This is a genomic window from Vibrio sp. PBL-C16 (assembly GCF_034321865.1).
Lineage (GTDB): Bacteria > Pseudomonadota > Gammaproteobacteria > Enterobacterales > Vibrionaceae > Vibrio > Vibrio alginolyticus.
Window position 1 is genome coordinate 3,081,510 of record NZ_JAXLNY010000002.1, and the last position, 16,514, is coordinate 3,098,023.

14 protein-coding genes are annotated in these 16,514 nt (G+C 46.5%); 7 read left to right on the forward strand and 7 right to left on the reverse strand.

Features of this window, described 5'->3' with window-relative positions:
- Positions 1-390 precede the first annotated feature (390 nt).
- From hemG to UQW94_RS22425, 3 genes are read right to left on the reverse strand one after another with little or no spacing between them, the layout of a single operon-like run.
- Positions 391-918 carry a menaquinone-dependent protoporphyrinogen IX dehydrogenase gene (gene hemG / locus UQW94_RS22415; RefSeq protein WP_054577148.1) on the reverse strand — a complete coding sequence of 176 codons (528 nt, stop codon included), beginning with the start codon at positions 916-918 and terminating at the stop codon, positions 391-393.
- A gap of 9 nt (positions 919-927) precedes the next feature.
- A complete protein-coding gene (locus tag UQW94_RS22420) occupies positions 928-2,385 on the reverse strand; it encodes a TrkH family potassium uptake protein (protein WP_005378893.1) in 1,458 nt (485 codons plus the stop codon).
- Positions 2,386-2,431: 46 nt separating this feature from the next.
- Positions 2,432-3,055, reverse strand: coding sequence for a YigZ family protein (locus tag UQW94_RS22425; protein WP_258488026.1), 624 nt, complete (start codon positions 3,053-3,055; stop codon positions 2,432-2,434).
- 261 nt (positions 3,056-3,316) lie between these two features.
- Here UQW94_RS22425 and fadB point away from each other — a divergent pair, with 261 nt between their 5' ends.
- The 3 genes from fadB (at position 3,317) to UQW94_RS22440 (ending at position 7,911) form a co-directional block, all read left to right on the forward strand.
- Positions 3,317-5,488 carry a fatty acid oxidation complex subunit alpha FadB gene (gene fadB, locus UQW94_RS22430; RefSeq protein ID WP_054579435.1) on the forward strand — a complete coding sequence of 724 codons (2,172 nt, stop codon included), beginning with the start codon at positions 3,317-3,319 and terminating at the stop codon, positions 5,486-5,488.
- A 14-nt stretch (positions 5,489-5,502) separates the two neighbouring features.
- On the forward strand, positions 5,503-6,678 hold the full coding sequence (gene fadA / locus UQW94_RS22435) for an acetyl-CoA C-acyltransferase FadA (protein ID WP_322142569.1): 1,176 nt from the start codon (positions 5,503-5,505) through the stop codon (positions 6,676-6,678).
- A gap of 252 nt (positions 6,679-6,930) precedes the next feature.
- Positions 6,931-7,911 carry an MDR family oxidoreductase gene (locus UQW94_RS22440; RefSeq protein WP_005378882.1) on the forward strand — a complete coding sequence of 327 codons (981 nt, stop codon included), beginning with the start codon at positions 6,931-6,933 and terminating at the stop codon, positions 7,909-7,911.
- A 52-nt stretch (positions 7,912-7,963) separates the two neighbouring features.
- Here UQW94_RS22440 and UQW94_RS22445 read toward each other — a convergent pair whose 3' ends face one another.
- Together UQW94_RS22445 and UQW94_RS22450 are read right to left on the reverse strand one after the other, a co-directional pair.
- Positions 7,964-8,908: a LysR family transcriptional regulator gene (locus UQW94_RS22445; RefSeq protein WP_005378881.1), complete on the reverse strand. Its 945-nt coding sequence runs from the start codon at positions 8,906-8,908 to the stop codon at positions 7,964-7,966.
- A gap of 167 nt (positions 8,909-9,075) precedes the next feature.
- Positions 9,076-9,258, reverse strand: a complete 183-nt coding sequence (locus UQW94_RS22450; protein WP_005378880.1) for a hypothetical protein — start codon at positions 9,256-9,258, stop codon at positions 9,076-9,078.
- A 133-nt stretch (positions 9,259-9,391) separates the two neighbouring features.
- Between UQW94_RS22450 and tusA the strand changes: the two genes are divergently transcribed.
- A complete protein-coding gene (tusA, locus tag UQW94_RS22455; protein WP_005378879.1) occupies positions 9,392-9,640 on the forward strand; it encodes a sulfurtransferase TusA in 249 nt (82 codons plus the stop codon).
- 44 nt (positions 9,641-9,684) lie between these two features.
- On the opposite strand, the gene UQW94_RS22460 is transcribed toward tusA, so the two are convergent.
- Positions 9,685-9,945 carry a hypothetical protein gene (locus tag UQW94_RS22460; protein WP_005378878.1) on the reverse strand — a complete coding sequence of 87 codons (261 nt, stop codon included), beginning with the start codon at positions 9,943-9,945 and terminating at the stop codon, positions 9,685-9,687.
- A 160-nt stretch (positions 9,946-10,105) separates the two neighbouring features.
- Entirely contained in the window at positions 10,106-10,660 is a 555-nt protein-coding gene (locus tag UQW94_RS22465; protein WP_005378877.1) for a TMEM165/GDT1 family protein, read from the reverse strand.
- 484 nt (positions 10,661-11,144) lie between these two features.
- Between UQW94_RS22465 and glyQ the strand changes: the two genes are divergently transcribed.
- The 3 genes from glyQ to UQW94_RS22480 all read left to right on the forward strand — a co-directional run bounded on the left by glyQ (position 11,145) and on the right by UQW94_RS22480 (position 16,443).
- Entirely contained in the window at positions 11,145-12,062 is a 918-nt protein-coding gene (gene glyQ, locus UQW94_RS22470; protein ID WP_048625586.1) for a glycine--tRNA ligase subunit alpha, read from the forward strand.
- Positions 12,063-12,074: 12 nt separating this feature from the next.
- Positions 12,075-14,141: a glycine--tRNA ligase subunit beta gene (gene glyS / locus UQW94_RS22475; protein ID WP_322142570.1), complete on the forward strand. Its 2,067-nt coding sequence runs from the start codon at positions 12,075-12,077 to the stop codon at positions 14,139-14,141.
- A gap of 217 nt (positions 14,142-14,358) precedes the next feature.
- A complete protein-coding gene (locus UQW94_RS22480; RefSeq protein ID WP_322142571.1) occupies positions 14,359-16,443 on the forward strand; it encodes an alpha-amylase in 2,085 nt (694 codons plus the stop codon).
- Positions 16,444-16,514: the final 71 nt, after the last annotated feature.

Below are 16,514 nucleotides of genomic sequence, written 5' to 3' on the forward strand. Positions count from 1 at the left end.
TCAATGGTCACTTCGTTTCATTGAAACCTAATTTGATACCGAAGTATCGAATTGGATTATCATCAACGAGTGCCCACACAGATTGATAGGTCTATATTGTTAAAGAGCTTTCCTGTTGAGCTTTGCTCAAAACAGGACGGCCATTTTAGCGAGTTAAAGTTTAGTGTCAATCACTTTTTTCAAACTTTCTTCAAGCGTTTCCGCTTGGCTAATTTGGCTTGCTAACTTGGCTTCTTACTTTCGAAACTTAAGCTTCGAAGCGTTGCCGTGTCAGCGAGGTGGCATTATAGAGATTGCGATCACATTGGCAAGCCCTTTTTCTCGTTTTTTTTGATTTTTTTATCGTTCGGATAAATTTGCATCAAAAGCGGTCAAAAGAGCACGTTATTTCTACAGTTCTCTGAATTTATCTGCGAAAAGAGCCACTTTTTCCCAATTGGTGTACTCCACCTCTTTGGTCGTATCGGTTTCGCCACCCGTCATCGACATAATGAACCTAATCATAGTTCTGTCGAACCAGCTATAACGTGGGTAATAAAGTGCACCAGCAAAAACACCGATTAGCGTTGGTTTCCAAGGGGACTTAATTAGGAACTTGTGAATGTAGGCACTACCTTCAGGTGTATCCTTTCCTTGGTCCTCTTTACGAGCGGTTAGGTTTACGCAGAAAAATGCCACTTTATTTTGCTCCAATTGATTGAGGTTTCGCTCAATAAACTGGTATAGCTTTTTATTAAGATGGCCATAGCGAATAGAGGCGCCTATCAATACTCTGTCGTATTGGCTGAAGTCAATCGTCTCGACATTATGTAAATCCACCAGCTCACAATCGAAGTCTGGAAGTTGTTCATCTATATAATGGAGAATTTTTTTAGTCTGCCCTTCGCGGGAAGAGTATAGAAATAATGCTTTTGCCACGATTTCCCCTTAGCTACGCCAAAACGTCGGCGTAAGTAGAATAAGTAAGGTAAAGATTTCCAAACGACCAAACAGCATAGAAACTATTAATACCCATTTTGCTTTGTCGTTAACATCACCAAAGTGAAGCGCCACTTCTCCCAAGCCAGGACCGAGGTTGTTCAGAGTCGCAGCCACCGCCGAGAACGCACTGAGCTCATCCATTCCTGTTGCAATCAACCCCAACATACAAACCACAAATACCAATGCGTATGCGGAGAAGAAGCCCCAAACCGCATCGACAACACGTTGTGGTAGGGCACTGCCACCTACTTTGATGGTGTAAACCGCGCGTGGATGGACTAAACGTTTTAGTTCACGCGCACCTTGTAAGGTAAGAAGCAGGATACGGATCACTTTCATGCCGCCGCCTGTTGAACCAGCACAACCACCTATAAAGGAAGAGAACAATAACAGCACAGGTAAGAAGAGCGGCCAATCCGCAAAACCTGTTGTCGTAAAGCCCGCTGTTGTGGATATTGATACGGTTTGGAACAGAGCCTGATCGAAAGCATCGTATGTCGATGTGTAAGAGTGATGTTTCAGTAATAATAGAAAGCAAATGATAAATAGCAGCACTTGAATAAACAAGAAGGCGCGAAACTCAGGATCTTTCCAGTAATACTTGGGATGTACGCCACCTGATGCAAATGCAGCAAAGTGCAGTGTGTAATTACATGCAGATATAAGCAGAAAAACCACCGTAATCAGGTTAATCGCGTAACTATCAAAGTATCCGATGCTGGCATCGTGGGTAGAAAAGCCGCCAATAGCAATGGTGGAAAAGCTGTGACTGATGGCGTCAAATGGCGTCATACCAGCTAACCAAAAAGCCGAAGCACAGGCGATAGTCAGGCTCAAATAGATGTACCAAAGCGCCTTAGCAGTTTCTGCTATGCGCGGCGTCACTTTAGTATCCTTGACTGGACCAGGGATCTCGGCGCGGTAAAGCTGCATACCACCAATGCCAAGTACTGGCAAAATCGCCACCGCTAATACGATGATTCCCATACCGCCGAACCACTGCAGTAACTGTCGATAGAATAGAATCGCTTTAGGTAACTCATCCAAACCAACAATAACGGTCGCCCCGGTCGTAGTGAGAGCAGAAAACGATTCAAAAAACGCATCCGTGACTGAGACGTTTGGGTTGTCAGCTATTAGAAAGGGGATCGAGCCTGCGCTGCCAAGTACTGTCCAGAACAGAACGACAATAAGAAAGCCATCTCGAGCTTTAAGCTCGTGCTTATACCTGCGGTTTGGGTACCAACAAACGGCCCCACAAAACAGCAGAACAAAAAATGTCGTGACAAAAGGCACACCTGCACCATCTCGATAGATCAGCGCAACGAGTGCTGGCGCAAGCATAGTGACACTAAAGAGTGCGAGCAGTAGCCCGACGATTCGAATAATTGAACGAAATTGCATGGATAAATTGACTAGCGAAGCTGTCCCTGTTGCTTCCTGTTTTTCATTATTGTCCGTCTAGCGGAGTGACAATTGCCTTTGCCCCGCTTTTATTGATGATTGCTTGGGTAAACGCGCTCACTTCTCGAAGCTCAATTTCCACCACTAATACGACCTGATCGCTGTATTCAGCCTCGACTTCTATCGCACCAAATTGCGGCATGATTGATTGTGCGATCGGCATAAACCCATAGTCTAACGTTAGTCTGAGCTTTGTGGTTATTTTTTTCTCAATAGTTTGAAGCAGCTTGAGCGCTTGTTGTACCCCACCCCCATACGCTTTAACCAAACCGCCTGTACCTAACTTGATTCCACCAGAGTATCGCGTGACCACAGCCGTGATTTCCCCCACCCCAGAGCCAGACAGCTGAGCCAGGATCGGTTTGCCAGCAGTTCCGGACGGCTCCCCATCATCACTAAAGCCCCATTTCATTGAATCTTCCGGGCGACCAGCAACAAAGCCCCAACAGTTATGTCTAGCATCAGCGTGTTTAGCTTTGATTTGAGCAACAAATGCTTTTGCAGCTTCGATACTTGGCGTGTGCGCCAAATAAGTAATGAATACGCTCTTTTTAATTTCTTCTTCAAATTGAGCGAGCTCTGCTGGAATCAGATAAGGCTTGTCATTCATAGGATTATGGATTCAGGTCTATTTGCCTGAAGTCTATCACGAGTGTGATTTACCCGTCGCATAAGATCTGCCACAGCGCACAATGTTAAACACTTGTTTAAAAAATGTATTGAAATTAGACAATCTACGATCCAAACTAACTTCACTGGTCAAACCAGAACAAAAATAAAACGACTTCCTCGATACCTATTTGCCGAGGTACACGGCGTCGTTGAAATAGGTATACAGACAATCCACGATTGTATGTCATGGAGATAGACAATGATTTACCAAGCCGAAACCCTACAGGTAAAGGAAATACAAGATGGTATTGCAGAGCTAAGCTTCTGCTCTCCAAAATCCGTCAACAAACTCGACCTAGCGACATTAGAATCGCTAGATAAAGCTCTTGATGCGCTCATTGCCCATCAAGGCCTCAAGGGGTTGTTGCTCACTTCAGATAAAGACGCATTCATTGTAGGCGCAGACATTACCGAGTTTTTAGGTCTGTTTGCTAAAACGGATGCCGAGCTCGACCAATGGCTGCAATTTGCTAATAGCATCTTTAACAAATTAGAAGACTTACCCGTTCCGACCATCTCAGTGATCAAAGGCCACGCTCTTGGTGGCGGTTGTGAATGTGTGCTAGCAACAGACATGCGTATTGGTGACAAAACCACCAGCATCGGCCTACCAGAAACAAAACTGGGAATCATGCCTGGCTTTGGTGGTTGTGTACGCTTACCTCGCGTTATTGGCGCAGACAGCGCAATGGAAATCATCACCCAAGGTAAAGCATGCCGAGCTGATGAAGCATTGAAAATTGGCTTACTCGATGCAGTTGTAGAGACTGATGCTTTATACGAATCAGCACTACAAACTCTTAACTCTGCAATTAACGAGAAACTTGACTGGCAAGCACGCCGAGCACAGAAAACATCTCCGCTAACGCTGAGTAAGCTTGAATCAATGATGAGCTTCACCATGGCGAAGGGTCTGGTGGCACAAAAAGCAGGTCCTCACTACCCTGCCCCAATGACAGCCGTTATCACGATTGAAGAAGGTGCTCGCTTTGCACGTAATGAAGCGTTAGACATTGAACGTAAGCACTTCGTGAAATTGGCTAAATCGGAAGAAGCAAAATCACTCGTTGGCCTATTCCTTAATGATCAATACATCAAAGGCATTGCGAAAAAAGCAGCGAAGTCAGCAAGTAAAGACACGCAACGTGCAGCCGTATTAGGTGCAGGTATCATGGGTGGCGGCATTGCTTACCAATCAGCGCTAAAAGGTGTGCCAGTCTTGATGAAAGACATCGCACAAGCGTCGCTCGACCTAGGCATGACTGAAGCATCTAAGCTGCTGAATAAACGCTTATCTCGCGGTCGCATTGATGGCTTTAAGATGGCGGGTATTTTAGCATCAATCACACCGAGCTTACATTACGCAGGTATTGAAAACTCTGATGTGATTGTTGAAGCTGTCGTTGAAAACCCGAAAGTAAAAGCAGCAGTTTTAAGTGAAGTTGAATCCCATGTCGGTGACGACACCGTTATCACCTCAAACACCTCAACGATTCCTATCAACCTATTGGCAAAATCACTAAAACGCCCAGAAAACTTCTGTGGTATGCACTTCTTCAACCCAGTGCATCGTATGCCTCTTGTTGAGATCATCCGTGGTGAGCACACCTCTGATGAAACCATCAATCGTGTTGTGGCGTATGCTGCGAAAATGGGCAAATCACCAATTGTCGTTAATGACTGCCCAGGGTTCTTCGTTAACCGCGTATTGTTCCCATACTTTGGCGGCTTCAGCATGCTACTTCGTGATGGTGCTGACTTTACGAAAATCGACAAAGTCATGGAGCGTAAATTTGGCTGGCCGATGGGACCGGCGTACTTGCTTGACGTAGTCGGCATTGATACCGCGCACCACGCACAAGCTGTGATGGCTGACGGTTTCCCTGAGCGTATGGGTAAACAAGGTCGTGATGCGATTGATGCACTGTTCGAAGCAGACAAATATGGTCAGAAAAATGGTAATGGCTTCTACAGCTACACCATAGATAAAAAAGGTAAGCCGAAGAAAACCTTCTCCGAAGCGATCTTACCGGTACTTGCTGACGTTTGTGCCGATAAGCAGGACTTTGACGATCAGACCATCATTCAACGTATGATGATTCCAATGATCAACGAAGTGGTGCTGTGCCTACAAGAAGGCATCATCGCGACTCCGCAGGAAGCAGATATGGCATTGGTTTATGGTCTTGGTTTCCCTCCATTCCGCGGTGGCGTATTCCGCTATCTAGACAGCGTGGGTATTGCTGAATACGTTGAAATGGCAAAACAACACGCCGAGCTAGGTGCGATGTACCAAGTACCGCAAATGCTGATTGATATGGCGGCGAAAGGTGAAAGCTTTTACGGTGCACAACAGCAAGGTTCTATCTAAGGAGGGATTCTAAAATGACTAATCAAACAAGAAATGTTGTCGTAGTCGATTGTCTACGTACTCCAATGGGTCGCTCTAAAGGTGGTGCTTTCCGTCATACACGAGCAGAAGATCTATCTGCGCGCCTAATGAAAGGCATTCTTGCGCGTAACCCACAAGTGAACCCAAGCGAGATTGAAGACATCTACTGGGGCTGTGTACAGCAAACACTAGAGCAAGGCTTTAACGTTGCACGTAATGCCGCGCTACTCGCGGGCCTGCCGATTGAAATTGGCGCCGTGACGGTGAACCGCTTGTGTGGTTCATCAATGCAAGCGCTTCACGACGGTACACGTGCCATCATGACTGGCGATGCTGAAATCTGCCTAATTGGTGGTGTTGAGCACATGGGGCATGTGCCAATGAACCACGGTGTAGACTTTCACCCAGGTATGTCAAAGAACGTAGCAAAAGCTGCGGGCATGATGGGCTTAACGGCTGAAATGCTGGGTAAATTACATGGCATTAGCCGTGAGCAACAAGACGAGTTTGCCGCTCGCTCACACGCTCGTGCGCACGCAGCAACCGTAGAAGGTCGTTTTAAAAACGAAATTCTACCAATTGAAGGCCACGCACCAGACGGCACACTGTTCACTCTGGATTACGACGAAGTGATTCGCCCTGAAACATCCGTTGAAGATCTATCTCAACTTCGCCCAGTGTTCGACCCTGCAAACGGTACAGTAACAGCCGGTACTTCATCGGCGCTGTCCGATGGTGCATCAGCGATGTTGATCATGAGTGAAGAGAAAGCTAATGAGCTTGGTTTGAAGATTCGTGCACGTATTAAAGGCATGGCCATTGCGGGCTGCGATCCTTCTATTATGGGTTACGGTCCTGTACCTGCGACGAAAAAAGCGCTCAAGCGTGCCGGTCTTTCAATTGAAGACATGGATGTGGTTGAGCTAAACGAAGCATTTGCCGCGCAGTCTCTGCCGTGTGCTAAAGACTTAGGCCTGCTTGATGTTATGGATGAGAAGGTCAACCTTAACGGTGGTGCGATAGCATTGGGTCATCCACTAGGCTGTTCTGGTTCACGTATCTCAACAACGTTGATCAACCTAATGGAAGCGAAAGACGCGAAATACGGTCTGGCCACCATGTGTATCGGTTTGGGTCAGGGCATTGCGACAGTATTTGAACGACCATAACAGTTCAAGACGTTGTTGTAGTGATCGAGCCAACAATCATAAGCAAATGAACTAATAATAAAATTTTTAGTATTACACTTAAGGGCGACAATTGATGTCGCCCTTTTTGTTTTACATCAAATATGCATGAAAAGCATACATTAAATGCTCAAGTTTCATTTTATTCATAGACAAAGAAGACATACACTTAGACCAGTTGATATCTTGCTGCATGTGACCCAGAGTCATGCTACCGCACAATCGGAGAACCTTATGTTTAATGCTCTAGTTCTAAATCAAGAAGACAAACGTACTATCGCTAACATCGAGCAAATCGATGAAACACAACTGCCTGAAGGCGACGTTCTGATTGACGTTGATTACTCATCGTTAAACTACAAAGACGGTCTTGCGATCACAGGTAAAGGTAAAATCATCCGTAACTTCCCGATGGTGCCAGGTATTGACCTAGCAGGTACGGTAGTAAGCTCAGAAGACGACCGCTACCAAGCTGGTGACAAAGTTGTCCTTACTGGCTGGGGCGTGGGTGAAAACCACTGGGGTGGTATGTCTCAGCGTGCTCGTCTAAAAGCAGATTGGCTAGTACCACTACCAAAAGGTCTAGACAGCAAGAAAGCAATGATGGTTGGTACTGCTGGTTTCACAGGCATGCTATGTGTTCAAGCACTGCTTGATGCAGGCATCAAACCTGAAAATGGTGAAATCCTTGTAACTGGCGCAAGTGGCGGTGTAGGCTCAGTCGCAGTAACGCTTCTAGCACAGCTTGGCTACAAAGTTGCTGCAGTGACAGGTCGTGTAGAAAAAAATGGCCCGCTACTTGAAAAACTAGGTGCTAGCCGCATCATCGACCGTACTGAATTTGAAGAACCAGCACGTCCACTTGAAAAGCAAGTATGGGCAGGTGCGGTTGATACTGTAGGCAGCAAAGTACTGGCTAAAGTATTGGCGCAAATGGATTACAACAGTGCAGTTGCAGCTTGTGGTCTTGCTGGTGGTTTTGATCTACCAACCACAGTGATGCCGTTCATCCTACGTAATGTTCGCCTACAAGGTGTGGACTCAGTAATGTGCCCAACAGAGAAACGTATCGCTGCATGGGAAAAGCTGGTCGAGCTACTACCAGACAGCTACTTCGAGCAAGCGTGTACTGAAGTTGCTCTTGCTGAAGCACCAAAATATGCAGAAGACATCACCAACGGTCAAGTAACGGGTCGTGTGGTTATCAAGCTATAAACACTGACTCAGTGTAAACAGACGAAGAGCCGGCATTGCTGGCTCTTTTTTGTTAGCAGTTCAGTCCCATATCTTCGATACGTTTAGCTATCAGACGGCTACACTCTTCACGCACAATCGTTCTTAACCATTCTTGAGCGGGAGAATGCTCGCAACGCGCATGCCAAATCATCGAGTATTCAAACGGCGTGAATTGGAATGGTAACGGTTTCACCACCAAGTCATAACGCTCGGCAACCAGATACGCCAAGTCCGCTGGCACTGTGATGATAATTGGCAAGGTATCCATGATCGCCAATGCGGCTTCTAAATGATAAGCCCGCAGAACCATTTTACGCTTAGGTTTCTCCATCAAAGCTTGTTCGATCAGTGCCTTAACACCATCACTGATGGCGATCATGGCATGTGGATGACTCAGATAATCATCCAAGCTCATTTCTTTATCCGCTAATGGATGCTGTTTTGAAAGCATACACAGCACCCCCACTCGCCCCAACACTTCACTGCGTAGAGGCTCCACCGGGCCTGTCGGGCGACAAATCGCTAAGTCTGCACCTTCATAAGTGAGCTGATCTGATAAACGGTCGTGTTGCAGTGGTAAGAAGTTGAAAGACACGTTTGGCGCTTCTTGGTAAATTCTCGGCAAAGCGAACGGTAAGATTGTTTGCATGGCATAGTCGGTGGTCACGATGTTGAAAGTCTGTACGCATTGCAATGGGTCAAACTCAACCGGAGATAACAACTGACGTAAAGACTCTAATGGTTCGCCCAATGAGCGATCGATCTCTAACGCTTTCTGAGTTGGGATCAAATGCTGTCCCTGACGAGTAAACAGCGGGTCTCCCAATAAGTCACGTAGACGACCAAGCACACGACTCATTGCCGATTGACTCAAGTTCAGACGTGTTGCCGCCTTACTGACACTGTTTTCTTCTATCAGTACTCGCAACGCAACCAGTAAATTTAAATCTCGGCGATAGATATCTTCCAGTTCCACGAATTAGCCACTTATTTTGTATGTGTTTGGGTAAATTGTACTCTTCAGGCAAAAAAAATCCCGCCTTTCAGCGGGGAAGCCCAAGAAAAATGGGGATAGTGTCGGAATGAAGTGTCGGTAAAAATAGGTGAGCGTTATTAAAAGCATTCTGATCCAAGCAAGAAGCGCTAATTTTCTTGCTCAGATGCGCCAGACCATCTGCGCATCTCGATCCAAATCCCAATAATAGTGGCAACCATGCCTACTAGAGGCGTCAAAGAGGTGTCAGCTGGCGTCCTGAGTACCAATGCACAAAACGAGATAAAGCACAGCACTGAGTAAATCGTAAGTCTGTCTAACGCTGTTAACATTGCCTCTCCCTTGCTAGTTGTTACCAAATTGTTAATTTAAGGTAAAACAAAAAATTTGATTTGCCAAGTGGTTATTGAATATTTTTTCAACGAAAGTAAAATTCAACGCTCAGTTAGTTACGAGAATCACACTATGAGCTTTAATCCTGAACTGGCAAACAAGACATTAGAGGCGGAAGGACTGCGCTGCCCAGAGCCAGTGATGATGGTCAGGAAGACAATTCGCAACATGCAAGATGGTGAGATTTTGCTGGTCAAAGCAGACGATCCATCCACGACTCGAGACATTCCGAGTTTCTGCCGCTTTATGGACCACCAGTTAGTTGCGGCACAAACGGAGCAAGTTCCGTATCAGTACCTGATCAAGAAAGGATTGGAATAATCTGGTCGAACTAAAAACGGCAGCCTATATTGGCTGCCGTTTGTTTATTCGTCGTATTCGAGTGTGCGAACTTCTGATTGGAGCTTGTTAAGTTGTTTCTTCATTGCCCGCATCTCTTCATGCATAGGAATGATGTGAGCGACACGAATCCACGCTTCTACTGTCAATCCAGTAAGAACGAACGATCCTGCTACAATCGGTAACCACATATCAGTTAGCACCATCGCTAGTAAACACAGCGCTAAACCAAAAGTGAATAAATAACTCTGACTCTTCGGGGACATCCCCATGTAACGTGTAAGCATAAACTTGCCCTCTCGCTATCATTCACACCATTAAACTACCATGACAAGTATGACACTTATATGTCATCCGTCACGCAACGGAACGATTTAGAGTCAGAGTTTGAACTCGCGCAGCACGCCACTAATGATTGATAACTCACATCATTTCACGTGCAAAAAATCAGAACAGTGCAGCCCCTATTGCCAAAGCAATAAACAAAAATGCGGTGATTTTACGGATCAGCCCTAAAGGCATCTTGTCGGCCGACAATTTACCAATCAGGACCACAGGAACATTCGCCAGCAGCATACCGATTGTGGTACCGATAATCACCAAACTTAACGCATCCGCGTATTGCGCCCCTAAGATGGAAGTGGCGATCTGAGTTTTATCGCCTATCTCCGCAACGAAGAACGCGATAAAACTGGCAATAAATGGGCCTCGATTAGAAATCTGCTCGTCATCATCCAGTTTATCCGGGATCAGAACCCAAGCCGCCATCGCGACAAAACTGACCACCAGCACCCACTTTAAAATCTCAGGTGATAGATAGTCTGCGACAACCACACCTAACCATGCAGCCAAAGCGTGGTTGGCAATAGTTGCCAAAAAGATTGCTGCAATAATTGGGATTGGTTTTCGGTAACGACTTGCGAGTAATAGAGATAGCAATTGGGTCTTATCGCCAATTTCTGCTAACGCTACAGTAGTAATTGAAATAGCTAAAACGCTCACGACATGCTCATTGGGGCAGGGATTATTATTTTTAACCGAAGACAAACCTCACGCCCCTACCCCGGTTCGTGATGATTTGTCTAAGGTCTTGCTAAACTTGAAAGGCTTCAAGTCTCGAACGCCATGGTGATTTTGCACCAATTATGTTGACGGACGAACCAGATGAAACAGAAACTTCATCAGGTAAGCTACTCCCCAAAGACAGGCGCAATTCTAGCCACCTTTGTTGCGCTTCTCAAGAGCCAAAGCAGGCAAAAACTCCCTTTTAGGAAAAATACAGCAGATAACGCGGTAAAAATTCATTAAAGGAGAAAATCGCCCACGAATTAATCAAGATTAGCTCTACTCCCATGCTCAATATCTGGTTATACTAGATTGTTAATTTATTCAACCGTAATTACTCTTTATCGCCGTTGTTAGAGTTGAAAAACTCGGCATAGATGACGAATTAACGAGTAACAAGAGAATCGCGCGAACCTGACTTATGCAAAAATACGATATCAAAACCTTCCAGGGAATGATCCTCGCGCTGCAGGATTATTGGGCTCAAAATGGTTGTACCATTGTTCAACCGCTAGATATGGAAGTGGGTGCGGGTACCTCTCACCCAATGACCTGTCTACGAGCGCTTGGCCCAGAGCCAATGTCGACAGCTTACGTACAACCTTCACGTCGTCCTACTGATGGCCGTTACGGTGAAAACCCTAACCGTCTTCAGCACTACTACCAATTCCAAGTAGCGCTAAAACCATCGCCTGACAATATTCAAGAGTTGTACCTTGGCTCCCTTGAAGTTCTTGGTATTGACCCTCTTGTACACGACATCCGTTTCGTAGAAGACAACTGGGAAAACCCAACACTAGGCGCATGGGGTCTGGGCTGGGAAGTTTGGCTAAACGGCATGGAAGTGACCCAGTTTACTTACTTCCAGCAAGTTGGTGGTCTTGAGTGTAAGCCAGTAACTGGTGAGATCACTTACGGTATCGAACGTCTAGCAATGTACATCCAAGAAGTAGACTCTGTTTACGACCTAGTTTGGAACATCGCACCAGATGGCAGCAAAGTGACTTACGGTGATATCTTCCACCAAAATGAAGTAGAGCAATCGACTTACAACTTCGAGCACGCAGACGTTGAATTCCTATTTGGTTTCTTCGAGCAGTGTGAGAAAGAGTGTAAAGAGTTGCTTGAGCTTGAAAAGCCACTGCCACTACCTGCTTACGAGCGCATTCTAAAAGCCGGTCACGCATTCAACCTACTAGACGCGCGTAAAGCGATCTCAGTAACTGAACGTCAGCGTTACATCTTGCGCATTCGCGATCTGACTAAGTCAGTAGCAGAAGCATACTACGCATCGCGTGAAGCTCTTGGCTTCCCAATGTGTAAGAAAGAACAAGCGTAAGGGGTAGAGAACATGGCAAAAGAATTTCTAATCGAGCTAGGTACAGAAGAGCTACCACCAACGCAACTTCGTACACTAGCTGAAGCATTCGCAGCAAACTTCGAAGCAGAACTAAAAAGCGCTGAGCTTGCTCACGAAGGCGTGAAATGGTTTGCGGCTCCTCGTCGTCTTGCACTTAAAGTCGCGGCACTAGCAGAAAGCCAATCAGACAAAATCGTTGAAAAACGTGGCCCTGCGGTTTCTGCAGCGTTTGACGCGGAAGGCAACCCAACCAAAGCGGCTCAAGGCTGGGCACGCGGTTGTGGTATTTCTGTTGACCAAGCAGAGCGCATGGTTACAGATAAAGGTGAATGGCTACTGTTCAAACAAGAAGTGAAAGGTCAGCCAACGACTGAGATCGTCGTTGAACTTGCAGCGAAAGCACTAGCAAACCTACCTATCGCAAAACCAATGCGCTGGGGTAACAAAACGACTCAATTTATCCGCCCAGTGAAAACGCTAACCATGCTGATGGGCAGCGACCTAATCGAAGGCGAGATCCTTGGTGTCGCTTCTGACCGCACTATCCGTGGTCACCGCTTCATGGGTGAACAAGAGTTCACTATCGATTCTGCTGAGCAATACCCTGCAATCCTAGAAGAGCGCGGTAAAGTTATGGCAGATTACGAAGCACGTAAAGCCATCATCCTAGCTGACGCACAAAAAGCGGCAGCAGAAGTTGGCGGTATCGCTGATCTAGAAGATGACCTAGTAGAAGAAGTCACGTCTCTGGTTGAATGGCCAGTAGTACTTACAGCGAAGTTCGAAGAAGAGTTCCTAAAAGTACCTTCTGAAGCGTTGGTTTACACCATGAAAGGTGACCAGAAGTACTTCCCTGTTTATGACGAAAACAAGAAGCTACTACCTAACTTCATCTTCGTATCGAACATCGAATCAAAAGAACCTCGTTACGTAATCGAAGGTAACGAGAAAGTGGTTCGTCCTCGTCTTGCTGACGCAGAGTTCTTCTTCAACACAGACCGTAAGCGTCCGCTTATCGACCGTCTTCCTGAACTAGAGCAAGCGATCTTCCAAAAGCAACTGGGTACGATCAAAGACAAAACAGACCGCATCACTGAACTTGCTGGCTACATTGCAGAACAAATCGGTGCTGACGTTGAGAAATCAAAGCGTGCTGGTCTACTAGCAAAATGTGACCTAATGACCTCTATGGTATTCGAATTTACGGATACTCAAGGTGTGATGGGTATGCACTACGCGCGCCACGACGGTGAAGCAGAAGAAGTTGCAGTCGCACTGAACGAGCAATACATGCCTCGTTTCGCAGGTGATGAACTGCCATCTAACGGCGTTTCAACTGCTGTAGCAATGGCAGACAAACTAGACACTATCGTCGGTATCTTCGGTATTGGTCAAGCGCCTAAAGGCAGCGACCCATTCGCACTACGCCGCGCATCTCTAGGTGTACTGCGTATCATCGTTGAATACGGCTACAACCTAGATCTTGTTGACCTAGTTGCGAAAGCGAAGTCACTGTTTGGCAACCGCCTAACCAACGACAACGTTGAACAAGACGTGATTGAGTTCATGCTTGGTCGTTTCCGTGCTTGGTACCAAGACGAAGGCTTCAGCGTAGACATCATTCAAGCGGTTCTAGCTCGTCGTCCGACGAAACCAGCAGACTTCGACCAACGAGTTAAAGCGGTTTCTCACTTCCGTGAACTAGAAGCAGCAGAGTCTCTAGCAGCAGCGAACAAACGCGTAGGTAACATCCTAGCGAAATTCGACGGCGAACTAGCAGCAGACATCGACCTAGCACTTCTACAAGAAGACGCAGAGAAAGCACTAGCAGAAAGCGTTGAAGTAATGACAGAAGCGCTAGAGCCAGCATTTGCTACAGGTAACTACCAAGAAGCCCTAAGCAAGCTAGCAGACCTACGTGAACCAGTTGATGCGTTCTTTGATAACGTAATGGTAATGGCAGACGACGAAGCACTTAAGAAGAACCGTCTGACACTACTGAACAACCTGCGTAACCTGTTCCTACAGATCGCAGACATTTCTTTGCTTCAAAAGTAATTCATTACTCTTCGAAGTGATTAAGAAATAAGTAAAAGGGAAGCAGATGCTTCCCTTTTTTGTTGCCTTCAAACCGATGAAGGTGACGCTTATTATTCATTTTGTGAACAAGGCGAAAATTTGTAGGGTGAGACGCGTTTAACTTGTTGGTGTAGAGCTCGGATTGTAGAGGCACAGTTTTGCTATAACTGGACTGTTTATTCGGGGGAAGGACACAATGAAAAAAACAATTCTCGCACTCTCTATCGGTCTACTGAGCGCCTGCAGCCAGATACCAGAAAATGCCATCGTATTAAGCGTTGATGATGACACCGCTGTTTTTGAGGAAAACTCACAAGGCTTACTTGTCGCCGAGCAAAAACTCGAAAAAGGCAGTTATAACTTTACTATTGCTGACAGCAAGCAAAGCTGTGGCAGTAGCTTTGCCCTAGCAGAAGAAGATCGCATCAAGTTCAATCGTCCATTAAAAATGGATAACTGCGCCACTGATGCACAAATGCCGCTGCGCATCTTCAAAGCCAATACCTATCAATTTACGCTCAACCCAACCACCAACGAGCTAACGGTAAAAATCAAACCAAAACAGAGTCAGGACATCACCTACTCTTGCCCTGTCGCAACTGACGCGCCAAAAACCATCAATGTTGCTCAAACCTTTAATGATGGCACTGTCGTTCGCGATGCCTTAACCGGACAAGAAGCCACAGTCGCCAACGGCAGCGTCACCATGCAGCCGGGTCCTATGAGCCAAGGTCTATTGCTGCTAGAAGAAGTTGAACAGCAAGCCGATAAACCGTTCAGCTGGGATAACGCAACGGTGTACTTCGTCATGACCGACCGCTTCTACAATGGCAACCCAGACAATGACAACAGCTACGGTCGCAACAAAGACGGAAAATACGAGATTGGTACCTTCCACGGCGGTGACTTAGCGGGTCTGACGAAAAAACTCGATTACATCGAATCACTTGGTGTGAATGCTATCTGGATAACGTCACCACTGGAACAAATCCACGGCTGGGTTGGCGGCGGCGATAAAGGCGACTTTAAGCACTATGGCTACCACGGCTACTATCACCAAGATTGGACCAAGCTTGATGCCAACATGGGTACCGAAGATGAACTCAGAACCTTCGTCGATACCGCCCACAAGAAAGGTATCCGCGTGATTTGGGATGTGGTCATGAACCACACAGGTTATGCGACATTAGCAGACATGCAGGAATTCGGATTTGGTCAGCTTTACCTTGATGACCAAGAAGCCAAACAAGTCCTTGGTGAAAAATGGACCGACTGGCAGCCAAAATCAGGACAAAGCTGGCACAGCTTCAACGACTACATCAAATACGGTGATAGCGAAGCGTGGGATAAATGGTGGGGCAAAGACTGGATTCGCACCGACATTGGCGACTACGATGCTCCGGGCTACAACGACATCACCATGTCTTTGAACTACCTACCGGATCTCAAAACCGAATCGACTCAGAAAACCGGATTACCAAACTTCTTCCGCAATAAAGACACCAATGCGCAAGATGAGCTGCAAACCCCACGTGAACACCTGATTACCTGGTTATCCGATTGGGTACGTGACTACGGCATTGACGGCTTCCGTGTCGACACTGCAAAACACGTTGAAATGGAAGCGTGGGCAGAGCTGAAAGCCAGCACCACCCAAGCGCTTGCCCAGTGGAAGCAAAACAACCCGGACAAAGCCTTGGATGACTTACCTTTCTGGATGACGGGTGAAGTGTGGGCACACAGCGTGGTGAAAAGCCCGTATTTCGATAACGGCTTCGATTCCATCATCAACTTCGAGTTCCAATCTGACGTAGCACCAAAAGCGCTGAAGTGTTTCGCTCAACTTGATAATGATTACCGCCGCTATGCAGAACGCATCAATACCGATCCTGAGTTCAACGTGTTGAGCTACCTGTCTTCACACGATACACAACTGTTTTGGTCAGCGCGCAGCCGCAGCTTTGATGACCAAGCACGTGCAGCAAATGCACTGATGCTGGCTCCCGGTGCAGTACAGATCTATTACGGTGATGAGATAGCTCGTGATTTTGGCATTACTGGTTCAGACGCCCACCAAGGCACACGCTCAGATATGCCATGGGATAAGATTCATGGCGAGCGTGAGGATCTACTGCAACATTGGCAAAAGTTGGGCGAATTCCGTAAACGCCACCCAGCGGTAGCTCAAGGTAAGCACATCACTCGCAACCAAGAAGGTTACTACGCGTTCGAACGCCAATACCAAGACGACAAGGTGCTGATTGTTTACACCGGTGAGTAAATCACACTCTCTCCACCAGCAAGGGAAGCATAAGCTTCCCTTTTTTATTGCTGTTTTTGTCCTTTTGTCTC